A 15752-nucleotide genomic window follows, 5' to 3' on the forward strand; every position below is an offset into this window, starting at 1 on the left:
CGAAGTTCGTGCACGGGAACCCGCCGGCTAGACCAGCGACTCCCGCCACGCGGCGTGGAGCTGCGCGAACTTGCCCGAGCCGCCGATCAGCTCCTCCGGGCGGTCGTCCTCGATGATGCGGCCGTGCTCCATCACGAGCACGCGGTCCGCGATCGAGACCGTCGAGAGCCGGTGCGCGATGATGATCGCCGTGCGGTCGGCCAGCAGCGTCTGCAGGGCGTCCTGGATGAGACGCTCCGACGGGATGTCGAGCGACGCCGTCGCCTCGTCGAGGATCAGCACCGCGGGGTCGGCGAGGAAGGCGCGCGCGAACGAGATCAGCTGACGCTGACCCGCCGAGACTCGACCGCCTCGCTTGTTGACGTCGGTGCCGTAGCCATCCGGCAGCGCCTCGATGAACCCGTCGGCCCCGACCGCGCGGGCGGCGGCGCGGATCTCGTCCATCGACGCGTCGGGCTTTCCGAGCGCGATGTTGTCGGCCACCGTGCCGCTGAACAGGTAGGCCTCCTGGGTGACCATGACGATCGCCCTGCGCAGGTCCTTCGGGTGCAGCTGCCGCAGATCGATGCCGTCCAGGGTGACCCGACCGCGGGTCGGGTCGTAGAACCGCGAGATGAGCTTGGCCAGCGTCGACTTGCCCGCCCCCGTCGTTCCCACGAGCGCCACGGTCTGCCCGGCGGGGATGTCGAGCGAGAAGTCCGGCAGCACGACGCGGTTCCGCCCGTAGCCGAACGTCACGTCCTCGAACCGCACGGCGCCCCTGGCCTCCCAGAGGTCCACGGGTTCGGTCGGATCGGGCACGGTCGGCTGCTCCTCGAGCACGCCGGACACCTTCTCCAGCGCCGCCGTCGCGGACTGGTAGGAGTTCAAGAAGAACGCCACCTCCTGCAGCGGCGAGAAGAAGTTGCGCACGTACAGCACGGCGGCGAGCAGGATGCCGACCTCGATCGCACCCGTCGACACGCGGATGCCGCCCCACAGCACCACCGCGGCCAGCGACAGCGCCGACACCGCCATCAGGCCCGGCTCGAACGTTCCGTAGAGCTTGATCGAGCGCATGTTGACGTCGCGGTAGTCGCCGGCCACGCGACCGAACTCCTCGTCGTTGCGGGGTTCCTTGCGGAACGCCTTCACGGCGCGGATGCCGGTCATCGTCTCGACGAACTGCACGATCACCTTCGCGCTGATCACGCGCGACTCGCGGTACACGACCTGAGAGCGGGTGTAGAACCAGCGCATCAGCAGATAGAGCGGGAGACCCGCGACGGCGAGGATGACGCCGGACTGCCAGTCCAGCAGCATCAGCGCGATGAGCGTGAACGTGCCGTAGAGCACACCCGACACCAGTTCGTTGAGCCCGCCGTCGAGCAGCTCGCGGATCGAGTCGAGGTCGCTCGTCTGGCGCGAGATGATGCGGCCCGACGTGTACGACTCGTGGAACTCGAGGCTGAGCCTCTGCGTGTGCAGGAAGATCCGCTTGCGCAGGTCGATCATGACGGCCTGGGTGAGACGCGCCGCCACGACGACGTACCAGCCGATGAGGACGGCGCCGCCGATAGCGGCGACCAGGTAAACCACGACGACGAGGATCGTCGGCATCCAGTCGTTCTCATCGAGCACGGCAGGCAGCGCCTGGTCGATGCCGTAGGCGATCAGGGCGGGGCCGGCGACCCGGAGGGCCGTCGAGACCACGAGCACGACCGCCGCGAGCACCACCTGCCAGCGCAGGGGGTGCACGAGCGTGCCGAGCAGCCGCAGCGATCTGGCGCGGATGGACCTGCTCTCATCGCGCGTGTAGTCCGAGCGGTCTTCGCCGCCGGTACCGGTGACTGTGGCGCTCACAGGTTCACCTCCCTGTCCCGCATGCGGGCATCCTCGACCTCGAGGCTCGAGATCACGTGTCGGTAGTGGTCGCTGCTGCGGAGCAGCTCGGAGTGGGTTCCGACCGCGGTGATGCGGCCGTCCTCCATCAGGGCGACGCGGTCGGCGAGAGCCACCGTCGAGGGGCGGTGCGCGACGACCAGCGCGGTCGTGTCGGCCAGGATGCGGCGCAGCGCCTCCTCGACGAGGGCCTCCGTGTCGACATCCAGGGCCGACAGAGGGTCATCCAGAACGAGCACCGACGGCTTCGCCGCCACGGCCCGCGCGAGCGCGAGACGCTGACGCTGACCACCGGAGAGGCTCATGCCCTCCTCGCCGATCATCGTCTCGGCGCCATCCGGCAGATCGTCGACGAAGCCCGCCTGCGCGATGTCCAGCGCCTCGCGCAGCACGAGCTCGGCCTCCGGGCTGCGGATGTCGAGATCCGCGCGTCCGAGCAGCACGTTCTGTCGCACGGTCGAGGAGAAGAGCGTCGCATCCTCGAACGCCATCGCGATGTGCCGGCGGAGCTCGGAGAGCTTCAGGTCCCGCACGTCCACACCATCGAGCAGCACCCGGCCGCCCGTCACGTCGTACAGCCGCGTGGGCAGGGTCGTCAGCGTGGTCTTCCCGCAACCAGTGAGACCGACCAGCGCCATCGTCTCGCCCGGTCGCACCACCAGATCGATGCCGTCGAGCAGATCACGTTCGCTGGGTCCGGCGTCCTGGTACCGGAAGTGCACGTCCTCGAACACGAGCTCGCCGCGGGCATGGGCGATCGTGCGGGGGTTCTCGGGGTCCGTGATGGTGTTCGTCTCGTCGAACACCTCGAAGATGCGGTCGGTGGCCGTTCGCGCGTCGAGCAGGAACGAGAACAGGAATCCGATCGACTCGATCGGCCAGCGCAGCACCGTCGCCATCGCGAAGAACGCGAAGAGCTCGGGGACCGTGATGGTGCCGACCGAGATCAGCCAGATGCCCGATGCGAGGCACAGCGCGAAGGCGACGTCCGGCATCAGCACGAGCCAGAACCAGACCACGCCGATCGCGCGCGCCTTGTCGAGCTCGGTCTCGCGCAGGTGCTCGGCGCGGCGCGCGAAGTTGCGCAGCGCGTGCTTGCCGCGTCCGAAGGCCTTCAGCACTCGGATGCCGTGCACGCTCTCCTCCACGGCCGTCGCGAGGTCGCCTGCCTGATCCTGGCTCTGCCGGGTGAGCGCCCCATACCGCTTCTCGAACAGGTAGCCCTGCACCCAGAGCGGCACCGCCGTGACGATGAAGATCACGGCGAGCAGCCAGTGCCAGCGGAACAGGATGACGGTGCCCACGACGATCGTGATCAGGTTGACGACCAGGAGCACGAGGCCGAATGCGAGCCAGCGGCGGATCATGCTGATGTCCTGCATCATGCGGCTGAGCAGCTGCCCGGACTGCCACCGGTCGTGGAAGGCGACCGGCAGGTTCTGCAGGCGCGCGTAGAACTGGGTGCGCAGGTCGTACTCCACCTTCGTGGCGGGGCCCAGGACGAACCAGCGACGCACCCAGACGAGGCCCGCCTCTGCGAGGCCGATCGCGAGGATCGCGACCGCGCCCCACGCGATGGCGCCCCACTCACCGGACGCGACCGGTCCGGCGACGACGGCTCCGAGCACCAGGGGCATGAGCAGCGCCACCAGTGCGGCGAGGAGCGCGCTGACGAATCCCATGATGAGACGCGGCATGACGGGCTTGATGAACGGCAGCAGGCGCGCGAGAGCCTGCGCCGTCGACAGCCGCTGCTTGGCGGGCGTGGGTGGGGCGGACGATGGAGGTGGTGCTGCGGTGGTGGTCATGATCCTTGTGGGGTGACGTCTTGTGGTGGATGCCGAATGGGACGTTTCAAGAGGGAGGCGGGCGCGCGCAGGCGACAGCGACCGGAGGTGCGTCTTCCGGTGGAACGCAGGGGGCGGCGGCTGTATGCCGCCTTCGTCAGCCGATCAGGCCGAGCGACTCAGCCTCGGTGGCCGAGGACCCCGGGTGCCCCGCGGAGGACGAACGCGACCGGCGTGAGAGCGACGGCGATCGAGTGCATGGCATCCTCCTTGGGCTGGGTGGGAGCGCCGGGCGGCGCGACAGCCCTCCAGCGTATTCCTGAGAGGCCGCTGAATGCAAGCCGAACATTTCGCCCGGTCGCGTTCTCGGGATGGTTCATGAAGGTGACGGCCGGCGGTCGGCGTAGCGTGTGGGTGTGAGACACGGAATCGTCATCCTGCCCCAAGAGGACTGGCCGGCGGCGGCGCGGCGCTGGCGCAAGGCGGAGGAGTACGGGTTCGACCACGCGTGGTCATACGACCACCTGTCGTGGCGGAGCCTCGCCGACCAGCGGTGGCATGCCACGATTCCGTCGCTCACGGCGGCGGCGACGGTGACGGAGCGCATCGGCCTCGGCCTGTTCGTCGCGAGTCCCAACTTCCGTCATCCGGTTCCCTTCGCCAAGGAACTGGCGACCCTGGACGACATCGCGAGCGGCCGCCTGCTCGTGGGGGTCAGGTCAGGGGGCACCGGGTTCGACGCTCATGTCCTCGGCCAGCCGGAGCTGACGCCTCGAGAGCGCCATGCGCGTTTCGTCGAGTTCGTCGATGCCTTGGATGTCCTCCTTCGGTTCGAGGAGCCCGGATCCGGCGGCATCTCTTTCGACGGGGACTGGTACACCGCCGAGCACGCGCGCATGGTGGGCGCGCCCACCCACCGGCCCCGCGTTCCGCTTCTGATCGCCGGAAACGGGCCGAAGACCATCCGGTACGCCGCGCACAAGGGGGACGGGTGGGTGACGACCGGCGGCAGCGAGGACGACCGTGCGCAGTGGTGGTCGGAGCTCGCCGTGCTCGCACGGCGCTTCGACGACGAGTACGCGGCATCCGGGCGTGCCGACGACATCGCCAGGGTCGTCTCGCTCGACATCGAGTCCGACTACTCGCTCTCGAGCTTCGACGCGTACGAGGATGCCGTCGGCCGGGCCGCGTCGCTGGGCTTCACGGATGTGGTCGCCCACTGGCCACGCCAGGAGGGGATCTACGCCGGAGACGAGTCGGTCCTCGAAAAGGTGGGGGCGATGCTCGCTCGCTCGGCATAGGGAACCCGCCGAAAGTCCGCACGCGCAGCCGCCCCTTACCGCATGGGCGCCCTCCGCCGCCACCCACGTGCGCCGAGCCGGCCGGCCTGCGACGCTCTCGTCGACAGCTCGTCGATTCAACTCAGCCGAGGACGGAGAACGACCCCATGGCCGACACCGCGATCTTCGACGTCGACGGCACGCTCGTCGACACCAACTACCAGCACGCCCTGGCGTGGTACCGAGCATTCCGGCGCTTCGACATGACGCCCCCGATCTGGCGGATCCATCGGGCCATCGGCATGGGGGGCGATCAGCTCGTGCCGGAGATCGCCGGACAGGACGCCGAGGAGCGGCACGGAGAGGAGCTGCGCGACGCGTGGGAAGAGGAGTTCGATGCGATGATCGACGAGGTCCGGCCCTTCGACGGCGCGCGGGATTTGCTCGTCGAAGTGAAGCGCCGCGGCTTCCACCTGGTGCTGGCGAGTTCGGGGAAGAAGCAGCACGTCGAGCACTTCCTCGACCTCATCGGGGGCGGAGAGGTCGCCGACGCGTGGACCACGTCGGACGACGTCGAAGCCAGCAAACCAGAACCGGATCTGGTGCAGACGGCGCTCCAGAAAGTCGCCGGCGCCTCCGGCGTGATGATCGGAGACTCCACGTGGGACGTGATCGCCGCGAAGAAGCTCGACGTTCCGACGATCGCCGTCCGCACCGGTGGCTTCTCGCCGGAGGAGCTGACCGACGCCGGCGCGATCAGCGTCTTCGACTCGCTGCGCGAGCTGCTGGAGGGCCTGGACGGCGGGCCCCTGGCGCGACCTTCCGCCTAGCCGGCCGGCGGGGGCGCCGCGTCCCTACGCGACCCTCGCCTCGCGGTCCAGGAGCGACCGCTTGACCTCGACGCCCCACGCGAAACCGCCGAGCGAGCCGTCGCCGCGCAGCACCCGGTGGCAGGGAACGAACAGCGCGGGCGCGTTGCGCGCACAGATGGATGCCGCGGCCCGCACCGCCCGTGGGGAACCCAGGGCGGCTGCGAAGGCGGTGTAGCTCAGCGGCTCCCCCGGATCGATGCGCCGCAGCGCCTGCCAGCCGGTGAGCTGCATCTCGGTGCCGACCTGCCGCACCGTCACCTCGTCGATGCCGGTGACATCGCCGGCGTAGTACGACGCGGCAGCGTCGGCGGCGGTCAGCGACGCGGGCGCCAGCGACTGGGGCCGCAGCGAGCCGTGGATGCGGGCAAGTGCGCGGTCGCGGTCATCGGTCCACCCGGAGGCGAGTACGCGCCCGTCCGAGTCCGCGACGATCGTGAAGGCGCCGTCAGGGGTGTCGATCGTCTGGATCAGGCCGGTGGTCATGAGAGCTCCTTGGAGGGGATGGATGCGAGTGCGCGCCACAGGTGCGCGGTGAGGTAGCTGCGCCAGGGCGCGACGCGGGTGGACCACGCGGTCAGGGATGCGGCATCCGCCGGCAGCCCGACGCGGGCTGCTCCGGTGCGCACCGCGATGTCGCCCGGCAGGAAGACATCCGGATCGCCGGTCACGCGCATGCGCACATAGTCGGCCGTCCAGGGCCCGATTCCCGGCATGGCGAGGAGCGCCGCGCGCTGCTCGGCCCAGTCGTCTCCGGTTCCCAGCGACAGGCGCCCGGTGGCGAGGGCGTCCGCGACGCCGGTGATGGCACGGACCCGCGCGGCCGGGCCGCGCAGCACCTCCGGCCCCTGCTCGGCGATGGCGGCCATGGTGGGGAACAGGCGGTCGAGCGCCGGGGAAGCACCCGCAGCGCCGGCGCCGCCGCCGTCCGGCACGGACAGCCGCTCGCCGAGGGCGTCGACGAGCTGCGTCAAGTGCGTGCGCGCCGCCGCCACGGAGATCTGCTGGCCGATCATCGCCCGGATGAGCATCTCGTGCGGATCGGCGGCGCCCGGAACGCGGATGCCCGGAACCGCCTCGACGAGGGGGGCGAGTTCGCCGTGGCGGGCCAGCGCGCCGTCCACGGCGAGCGGATCGGCATCCAGATCGAAGAGGCGCCGCGCCCGCGCCACGGCCATCGGCAGGTCGCTGAGGGTGGCGAGGCGCGCCTGCAGGCGGACACGCCCGGAGTCGTCGAGAGTCAGCCGCAGCGACGCGGCCCCGCCGGGCAGCCGCAGTGTGCGCGCGAACGATCGCGCGTCGCCCGCCTCCATGCCGGGGAGGGCGCGAGCAGACATCCAGGCGAAGAGCCCGGCGGCATCCAGCGGTCCCCGATAGGGAAGGGCGAGTTCGATCGTTCCCGGCGCGCTCGAAGCGGGGTGGATGCCGCGGCGGCGGGCGCGCAGCTGCAGCGGCGGCATCCCGAACACTTCGCTGACCGTGTCGTTGAACTGCCGGATGCTGGAGAACCCGGCGGAGAACGCGACATCGGCGGCCGGCAGGTCAGTGCCGACCAGCAGCATGCGTGCCGTGTGCGCGCGGTGCGCCCGGCTGAGGGCGAGCGGCCCCGCGCCGAGTTCGGCGGTGAGCAGGCGGGTGAGGTGCCGGGGCGAATAGCCGAGGCGGGCCGCGAGACCCGGGACCCCCTCTCGCTCGATCACACCGTCGGCGATCAGGCGCATGGCCCTCGCGGTGACGTCGCCCCGAAGGTTCCAGTGCGGTGATCCGGGCGCGGCCTCGGGGAGGCAGCGTTTGCACGCGCGGTACCCGGCCTCGTGCGCGGCCGCCGAAGTCGCGAAGAACGACACGTTCGCGGGCTTCGGGGTTCTGGCCGGACAGCTCGGGCGGCAGTAGATGCCGGTCGTGCGGACCGCCGTGACGAATTGCCCGTCGAAGCGCACGTCGCGCGATTCGATGACGCGGTAGCGCTCATCGAACGTCATGGACGGGCGGGTGGCGGGGAGGCTCATGACCCCAGCCTGACACGCCCTCCAGGCATCCTCTAGCGGAAAACGGACACCGCGGTGCCGCGGCATCCGCCTCGTCACCCGCTCCCCACCTCCCGGAGGGGACCAGGGTCGCGAGGTCAGACCAGCCCGAAAGGACGCAACCCGCGGGAACTCGAGTCCCCAAGGCGCAGGTTGCGTCCCCTCGCGCGGACAGCGTCGCGGGGTGAGGGCGGCCCGAAAGGACGCAACCTGCGGGCACTCGAGTCCCCTAGCCGCAGATTGCGACCCCTCGCCGGGGGAGGTTTGCGAGGTCAGACCAGCCCGAAAGGACGCAACCCGCGGGAACTCGAGTCCCCAAGGCGCAGGTTGCGTCCCCTCGCGGGGCCGGGGCGCGCGAGACCCGGTCAGCCAAGCACGATCACGAAGCCCGACGGGGGCAGCGTCACCGAGTACGTTCCCGTGCCGCTCTGCTCGTGCACCAGCGCACCGGTGGAGTCGTAGACGTACGCCGTCGTCGCCACACCGGATGCGCCGACGATCGCGGGCTGCGGAACCTTCGCGATCGAATGCACGAGGTGCGAGACCCCGCCGTCGCCGCTCAGTTCGAGCCGCGAGAGCACGGGCCGCACCAGAAGCGCGTCGAGGGTCAGCTCGCCCCGGAGAACGTCGACGGTCAGCCGCGAGCGGTCACCGAGCACGGGCAGCTGCAGCGAGCGCGGCAGCAGCACACCGGGCGTCGGCGAGATGCCCTGCGCGGGTCCCCTGTCCACCAGCACGCCCGTCGGCAGCCGACCCGCGCGCCATGTCGAGACGCCCGCTTCGCCCTCTTCCGACCACACGACGGGCTCGACCCAGCGCCGGATGTCATCCGTGCCGATGTCGAAGGTCGCGGACTGTCCGCGCCCGAGGGTGAGCGCGTCGCCCGCCCAGCTCGACTCCCCTGTCCAGGACTCCTCCGGCGTGAAGATCGTGCCGTCGGTGGCGACGGCGGATTCCGCCTGCACCGACCGCAGACCCGCGATCTCGTCGACGCTCGTGACGGATGCCGCCCGGGCTGCAAGCTCGGGGCGGGCATCGAGCGCGATCATCGTGAGGAGCGCGTGGATCGTGCTCTCCGCACCGCTGTTCCGGTTCACGTTGCCGTTCGGCTCGAGACCGTCGTAGCCCACACCCGTCGCAGGGTCGTACATCTGCACGTCGGCCCGATTGGCACCGAAGAACCACGCCGCCTGCATCGCGGCCAGGTCGGCGAATCCGCGGGATCCCGTCGCGTCGGCGACCGAGAGCAGGGACTGCACGCGCGAGTCCACGCCGTAGGCGATCTGCACCTGATCGGTCGGGGTCGGGTTCCATCCGTTGTCCGGTCCGCCCGCTGTCAGGAGCGTGGGCGTGAACACCGCCGAGTCCTTGACGGCAGCGGCGGCGAGCGACGGGTCAGCGAGGGCCATGGATGCCTCGGCGAGCGCCGCCGGCATCTGGGAGCCCCACGCGTGCCAGATCGACCGGGACTCGGCCCACGGCAGGATGGCGCCGTACGGCCACTGCCGGGCGTTGCCGTCCGACATCGCCGCGATCCCCTCGGCCAGCTGCCGAAGCGCCGTCGCCGCGGTTGTGTCCGCCGGCTGCGCCTTGACGCGAGCGGCGAGCCCCAGCACGGCCTCGGCCGAGGCATCCGCGCCGTTCACGATCAGCCACGTCGGCACCTTCTTGCCGTCCGACTCCGCCCACTGCCCGTACTTGACGAGCACCTGGCGGTTGAGGGCGTCGACGGAGAGCGCCAAACGCTCCTCGAGGAACCCGGCGAAGTAGGGATCGTCCTCCTGGAAGGCCGCATAGCCCTCGCCGAGCGCCCAGATCGTGCGTGCGAGCCAGTAGCTGGGGCCGGAATCGGATGGGTCGGGAAGCTCTACGATCTCCGGCGAGGGGTTGAGTGTCCCATCGGGCTGCATCCAGAGCACGACGTTGCCGGCGTTCGGCCCCTCGGCCGTCTGCAGGTAGGTCAGCGAGCGGAGCAGCTCGTAGGCCGACGTGCGGCTGGACTCCGATCCGGTCAGACGCCAGTGCCTGAGGTAGACCACCGCCGCACGGGCGACGTCGTCGGCGTTGTACGCACCTTGAACCCAGTAGCCCGTTTCCGGAACGAAGGGCCCGCCGCCGACGCGCTCGAAGGTGCCGCCGTCCCGGGCGTCGGCGTAGGTCCAAGGCAGAACGAGAGTCGGCTCTTCCGCGAGGCGGTAGGTCGTGTGTCCCTCCACGTCGGCGGGCGGCGTCGCCTCGTCGAGCAGGAAGTCGAGGTGGGAGAGGTTGGTGAGGGGCGCTGCAAGATCTGCGGCGGATGAGGCGTGCGTCGCTGGCGGTGCGGCCGACGCCGCGAGAGGCATCGCGATCGCCGTCCCGACCGACAGCGTCAGCGCCGTCGTCAGGGCGACGAGACGCGCGCCTCGTCGTGTGTGCGTGTACATGGTGGTCCTTCGCGTACGAATCGGTGGTGCATGGATCGGTCGTCGGCGAGGTTGTGTGTGACGAGAGATGTTCAGGGTGGATGCCGCTGGGTGTGGTTCCGGAATGGTGCCCCCCGGTTGCCTCAGCCGCCGACGCGGTCGAGTCGCGCAACGCCGATCTGGGAATCGGCCATCCCATAGAAGACGAACAGGGTGTCGTCGATGCGCTCGATCGCGGTCGGGAATACGACGTTCGGCACGATGCCGCCGCGCTCCTCCGCCGTTTCGGGCGCGAGCAGCGGCTCTGCCGTGCGGGCGATCACGCGGCTCGGGTCGTCGGCATCGAGCAGGAGCGCGCCTGCCGCGTAGTTGACGTTCGGCTGGTGCTCGAATGCGTTGATGATCTCACCCGTGACACCGTGATGGAGCACGAGCCACCCCTCCGGCACCCGAAGGGGCGCGGGACCTCCGCCGATCTTGAGCTGCTCGAATGGATACGCCGGCCCCGCGAGGAAGCGGTGCTGACCCCACAGCGTCAGCTCCGAGATGTCGTCGAGCACATCGGCGAGCGGCACATAGCTGATCCAGATGGACTGCCGCTCATCGACCGTCCCGGCGGGGACCCGCACGCCCTGGCCGAGCTTGGTCTCATCGAGGTTCCACATCGGCCGATGCAGCACCGCGAGGGATTCCGTGCCGTCGGGGGCTGTCACAGGCTCAGGGAAGAAGACGGTGTCTTTATTGTGGAACAGGTTGAGGTCCATATCGAGCGCGTCGTCGTAGCGGAACAGCACGGGCCCGAGCCGACGCCACTCGCGCAGGTCAGTGGACACTGCGATCGCGGTCCTCGGGCCGAGCGGGCCGTACGCGACGTACGTCATCACGTGGAGGCCCAGCCGCTCGATCCAGGTGATACGGGGGTCCTCCACACCCGCGTTGCCGACGCCTCGCTCCCACCCTCGGTCGGGCGCGAGCACCACGCCCTGGCGCTCCACCCCGACCGGCACGCCGTTTTCCACGAGCACGCGGGCGAGGCCGATGCGGGATACGTTGCCCTCGGCGACCATGCGGGGCAGCAGGTACAGCTCACCGTCGGGCCCCCGCCCGGATCCGGGGTTGAGCACCCCTTCCGCCTCGAGAGGGTCGCCGGCGGCCGGTGACATCACCACGCCGATCCGCGTCAGCGTGTACGGGATCGCAACCGTCTGCGCCGTCATCAGCCCTTTACCCCCGAACCCAGATCGTTCGAGAGGAAGTACTTCTGCGAGAACAGGAACAGCACGATCGCCGGGACGGCGAGCACCACCGCTCCGGCCATCATGGCGCCGAACGGGTTCGAGGTGGAGGCCGCGACGTTCGAGATGAAGTTCGCCAGCGATACCGCCAGCGGCTGCATCGATTGCTCCTTCGTGATCAGGAACGGCCAGAGGAACTCGTTCCACGGACCGATGAAGCTCAGCAGCACCACCGTCAAGAGAGCCGGCCGCACCAGCGGCAGCGCGACATTCCACAGCAGCCGGAGGTCGCCGGCGCCGTCGATGCGCGCCGCGTCGAAGAGCTCCCTCGGCAGCTGCAGAAAGTACTGCCGGAAGATCACGACCGCCGTCGAGCTGATGAAGAACGGAACGATCATTCCGAGGTAACTGTCTGCGAGGCCGAAGTCGCGCGCGATCATCACGTAGAGCGGAATCATCATCAGCTGGAACGGCACAACCTGTACCAGCAGCGCCAGAGCGAAGACCGTACCCCGGCCCCTCCAGTGCAGAACGGCGAGCGCGTAGCCGGCGAGCACTCCGAAGACGACGGTGCCGATCAGGACTCCGCCCGTGAAGATGCCGGAGTTCACCAGCCCCTGCAGCAGGTTGATGCGCTCGTTGATCGCGACGTAGTTCTCGACGCTCAAATTGGCGGGGTTCGGGAAGGCGCCGGCGACTGTCGGATCGAGCACCGCCTGGAAGGAGCCGATCACCATGTAGTAGAAGGGGAACAGGAAGACGAGAGCGCCGAGGCTGAGCACCACGTACTGGGCTACCTTCCCGCCGAGGAAACGCTTCATGATTGCCCACCCCCGACGAGGCGGCGCTGGATGGCCGCGATGATCAGCACCAGGATGATCAGGATGACCCCGATCGCCGAGGCGATGCCGGGATTCCCCTGTTCTATGCCCTTCTGGTACATCAGCAGCACAGGCGACGTGGACGCCCCGTTGGGACCGCCGCCGCCGGTCAGCAGGTAGGGCTCGGTGAATAGGTTCGCGCCCGTGATGGTGGCCAGCAGCACCACGAGGAAGGTCGCGGGCCGAACACCGGGCACCGTCACGGCGAAGAACTGACGGAGCTTGCCACCGCCGTCCATCGAGACCGACTCGTAGAGCTCGTTCTGCACGTTCTGCAACGCCGAGAGGTAGAGCAGAATGTAGAAACCGAGGCCCTTCCACGTGACGAAGAGCGCGATCGTCGGCATTGCGAGCACGGAGTTCACCAGCCACGACGGCTGCGGTGCAAGCGGGCCCAGGATGTTGTTGACCAGGCCGCCGCTCGAGAACAGGAACAGCCACACCGCGACGACAGCGACCGATGCGGTCACGAACGGGACGTAGTAACTGACCCGGAAGAACGCACGAGCGTGCACCACCTTGTTGAGCGCCGATGCGAGCAGCAGCGACAGGATCACCGTGAGCGGAACGTTGATGATGAGGAAGACGCCGACGTTGCGGAAGGACTGCCAGACCGCCGGATCCTGCAGCACCGTGACGTAGTTCTCCAAGCCGACGAACGGTCGCTCGACCTGTGCCCCGGGCGCCGCGAAGAAGTAGTCGTGGAACGAAATCCATACCGCGAAGACGATCGGGTAGGCGAAGATAACCGCGACGAAGATGACGTAGGGCGCCGACAGAAGAGCACCGAGGGGGTTCTCACCTAGGAGGCGTCCTCGTCGCCGGCGCGAGGCGGGAGCGGCCGCCGATTCAGCCCCGCGGCCCGGCCGGCCGGGGCCTTGCCCCGTTCGGCCGGCCGCGTCGGGCCTGGTGGTGGTCATCTCAGTTCCCCGCCGCGAGCTCGTCGATCTCGGCTGCGGTGTCGGTCAGGAACGTGTCCACCTCGTCCTCGCCGAAGATGACGGCCCTGGAGTAACCGTCACGGAACGTCTGCCAGATCTCGATCGAGTTGGTCACGTTCGGCACCTCGACCGTGCGCGACGCCTGGTCGCCGAACACCTGGTACGCGGGGTTGGCCTCGAAGTAGTCCGGGTAGGTCTCGGTCAGGTTCTGCCGAAGCGGCATCTGCCCGGTCTCCTCCAGCCAGATGCCGTCCTGCTCCTCGCTGGTCGCGAACTTCAGCACCTCCCACGCGGTGCCCTTGTTCTCGCACGCGGTGTAGAGCCCGATGTTCTTGGCGTCGCTGAAGGTGTGGGTCTCCTCGGGGGCAGTGCCGGACTCGGTCGGCACCGGTACGGCTCCCCAGTTCACGGAGTCGCCGTAGACGGCGATGGCCCACGGTCCGACGATCGACATGGCGGAGATGCCGTCCGCGAAGGAGTCGCCCTGGTACTGCTCCCTGCCAGAGAGCTGCTCGTCGTAGAGCGTGCGCCAGAAGTTCGCGACGGCGGCCCCGTCCTCGTTGTCGAAGGTCGCCTTGCCATCCTCGACGAGCAGCGTGCCGCCTGTCTGGGCGGCGTACAGCGGGTAGAAGTCGAACCACGGCTGGAAGAACTCGCTCGTCGGCGACGGATTGATGGCGTAGTCCGCCACGTCGGCCTCGACGAGCGTGCGGGCTGTCGCGAGGAACTCGTCGTACGTCGCCAGCGGCGGGTTCTCGGGGTCGAGGCCCGCCTGGGTGAACATGTCCTTGTTGTAGAAGATCATGACGGGGTTCGACTTCCACGGCAGCTGGTAGAAGTCCCCGTCCTCGGAGCGATACTGGTCGGCGATCTCGCCGGTGCGCTCCATGATGTAGTCGTCGCCGTCCTCGAAGTCGGAGAGGTTGACCAGGCCGCCCTGCTTCTGGAATCCGGGCACGGCCGCGGGCGAGGTGTTGAAGATCAGGCATGGTGCGTTGCCCGCGGTGATGGCGGCGGTGATGGACTCCTCGCTGGAGGCGCCGGCCGGGATCTCCTGGGCCTTGATCTGCTCGTCCGGGTGGTCGGCGTTCCAGGCATCCACCATCTGCTCACCCCACGCGATCTCGGCCTCGTTGTTCGAGTACCAGATCGTGATGTCGCCGGTGCCTTCCGTGTCGGCCGCGCCGTCGCCACCGCCACCGCTGCCGCAGGCGCTGAGGGCGAGCATGCCGACGGCGGCTCCCGCCACGAGGATTCTTCTCTTCATGATGTGTTCCTTTCAGGTGCGGCGGATGCCGCGGAGTTCGGTCGGGGCGGTGCCGGTGGACCCGCGCACCGAGAGGCTGGGTTCGGCGAGCTGGATGTCCATCGGCGGGTCGCCCCCGACGGCGGCGAGCAGTGTGCGGGCTGCGACGGCGCCCCACTCGCGGGCATCCGTTGCGACGCTGGTGAGTGCGGGGTGGACGTAGCAGCCCAGTTCGGTGTCGTCGAAGCCGACGATGGAAAGGTCGTCCGGCACGCTCAGTCCGAGCCTTCCGGCGACGCCCAGGCCGGCGACGGCCATGTGGTCGTTGGAGTACACGATGGCGGTCGGGCGCAGCTCTCCCGACAGGAGCGCCTCGGTCGCCAGCGCGCCCTCTCGTGCGCTGAAGTCCGTCGTCACGACCTGCGCTCGGATGCCGGCATCCGCCGCCGCTCGTTCGAAGGCGTGCTTGCGCCGACTGGAGTGCAGCATCGCGTCGGGGCCTGCGACGTGCGCGACCCGGCGATGACCGAGGTCGGCGAGGTGGGCAACGGCGAGGCGGACCCCCGCGCTGTCGTCCACCGAGACCGAGGAGTAGGGGCTCTCGACATCCGCGACCCCGAGGGTCACCGCCGCGAGCCCGAGCTCGCGCACGAGCGCGATGCGATCATCGCCCGCTCGGAGGTCGGTGAGGATGACGCCGTCGACGCGCTTGTCCTCGGCGAGCCCCCGGTAGGTGACGGACTCGTGACGCCCGGGGTTCGACACGGCGAGCACGAGAACCTGCCCCGCCGTGGAGAATTCGTCCTCGATGCCCGCGATGAGCGAGTGGAAGAAGGGGTCTGCGGCGATGACGTCGGGGCTGCGTCCGATCACGAGCCCGCACGCGAAGGACTTGCCGACGCTGAGCGACCGCGCCCGCAGGCTCGGCGTCCAGCCGAGGTCCTTGGCGGCCGCGAGGATGCGCGCGCGCGTCTCGGGGGCGACCCCCGGGCGGTCGTTCAGCGCGAACGAGACGCTTCCCTTGCTCACGCCGGCGCGGCGCGCGACATCGGCGATGGTCGTTCGCGAGTGCTTCGCCATGCCACACGTCCTCGTACCGGATGCCGTCCTGGCGTCTGTGCCAGGCGGCTGTTCCCGATGATAAACCGGTTTAGTCGCACACTAAACCGGTTTATACCTCGGCACAAGGCCCCAACGTGCCGC

12 protein-coding genes are annotated in these 15752 nt (G+C 69.3%); 2 read left to right on the forward strand and 10 right to left on the reverse strand.

Annotated features, from left to right (window positions below; genetic code table 11):
• Window positions 1–27: 27 nt before the first annotated feature.
• A complete protein-coding gene (locus ACPW96_RS07415) occupies window positions 28–1842 on the reverse strand; it encodes an ABC transporter ATP-binding protein (RefSeq protein ID WP_425882531.1) in 1815 nt (604 codons plus the stop codon).
• A complete protein-coding gene (locus ACPW96_RS07420; RefSeq protein WP_425882532.1) occupies window positions 1839–3689 on the reverse strand; it encodes an ABC transporter ATP-binding protein in 1851 nt (616 codons plus the stop codon). Before ACPW96_RS07420 ends, ACPW96_RS07415 begins: the two co-directional genes overlap by 4 nt.
• 395 nt (window positions 3690–4084) lie before the next feature.
• On the opposite strand from ACPW96_RS07420, the gene ACPW96_RS07425 reads away from it, so the two are divergent.
• Both ACPW96_RS07425 and ACPW96_RS07430 read left to right on the forward strand, forming a co-directional pair.
• Window positions 4085–4969, forward strand: a complete 885-nt coding sequence (locus tag ACPW96_RS07425; protein ID WP_425882533.1) for an LLM class flavin-dependent oxidoreductase — start codon at window positions 4085–4087, stop codon at window positions 4967–4969.
• Window positions 4970–5115: 146 nt separating this feature from the next.
• A complete protein-coding gene (locus ACPW96_RS07430; protein ID WP_425882534.1) occupies window positions 5116–5778 on the forward strand; it encodes an HAD family hydrolase in 663 nt (220 codons plus the stop codon).
• A 24-nt stretch (window positions 5779–5802) separates the two neighbouring features.
• On the opposite strand, the gene ACPW96_RS07435 is transcribed toward ACPW96_RS07430, so the two are convergent.
• The 8 genes from ACPW96_RS07435 to ACPW96_RS07470 all read right to left on the reverse strand — a co-directional run bounded on the left by ACPW96_RS07435 (window position 5803) and on the right by ACPW96_RS07470 (window position 15629).
• Window positions 5803–6303 (reverse strand): methylated-DNA--[protein]-cysteine S-methyltransferase, encoded by a 501-nt coding sequence (locus ACPW96_RS07435; RefSeq protein ID WP_425882535.1) that lies wholly within the window; start codon window positions 6301–6303, stop codon window positions 5803–5805.
• Window positions 6300–7826 (reverse strand): DNA-3-methyladenine glycosylase 2 family protein, encoded by a 1527-nt coding sequence (locus tag ACPW96_RS07440; protein ID WP_425882536.1) that lies wholly within the window; start codon window positions 7824–7826, stop codon window positions 6300–6302. The genes ACPW96_RS07435 and ACPW96_RS07440 overlap by 4 nt, the downstream gene beginning before the upstream one ends.
• Window positions 7827–8209: 383 nt before the next feature.
• Complete coding sequence (locus ACPW96_RS07445; protein WP_425882537.1) at window positions 8210–10267, reverse strand: hypothetical protein; 2058 nt, start codon at window positions 10265–10267, stop codon at window positions 8210–8212.
• A 122-nt stretch (window positions 10268–10389) separates the two neighbouring features.
• Window positions 10390–11463 carry a glycoside hydrolase family 130 protein gene (locus ACPW96_RS07450; RefSeq protein WP_425882538.1) on the reverse strand — a complete coding sequence of 358 codons (1074 nt, stop codon included), beginning with the start codon at window positions 11461–11463 and terminating at the stop codon, window positions 10390–10392.
• On the reverse strand, window positions 11463–12302 hold the full coding sequence (locus tag ACPW96_RS07455; protein ID WP_425816823.1) for a carbohydrate ABC transporter permease: 840 nt from the start codon (window positions 12300–12302) through the stop codon (window positions 11463–11465). The genes ACPW96_RS07450 and ACPW96_RS07455 overlap by 1 nt, the downstream gene beginning before the upstream one ends.
• Window positions 12299–13282 (reverse strand): carbohydrate ABC transporter permease, encoded by a 984-nt coding sequence (locus tag ACPW96_RS07460; protein ID WP_425882539.1) that lies wholly within the window; start codon window positions 13280–13282, stop codon window positions 12299–12301. The genes ACPW96_RS07455 and ACPW96_RS07460 overlap by 4 nt, the downstream gene beginning before the upstream one ends.
• A gap of 1 nt (window position 13283) precedes the next feature.
• Window positions 13284–14570 carry an extracellular solute-binding protein gene (locus ACPW96_RS07465; RefSeq protein ID WP_425882540.1) on the reverse strand — a complete coding sequence of 429 codons (1287 nt, stop codon included), beginning with the start codon at window positions 14568–14570 and terminating at the stop codon, window positions 13284–13286.
• A 12-nt stretch (window positions 14571–14582) separates the two neighbouring features.
• Window positions 14583–15629, reverse strand: a complete 1047-nt coding sequence (locus ACPW96_RS07470) for a LacI family DNA-binding transcriptional regulator (protein WP_425816817.1) — start codon at window positions 15627–15629, stop codon at window positions 14583–14585.
• Window positions 15630–15752: the final 123 nt, after the last annotated feature.

The sequence above is a fragment of the Micromonospora sp. DT81.3 genome (assembly GCF_049847225.1).
In the GTDB taxonomy this organism is placed as follows: Bacteria; Actinomycetota; Actinomycetes; order Actinomycetales; family Microbacteriaceae; genus Microbacterium.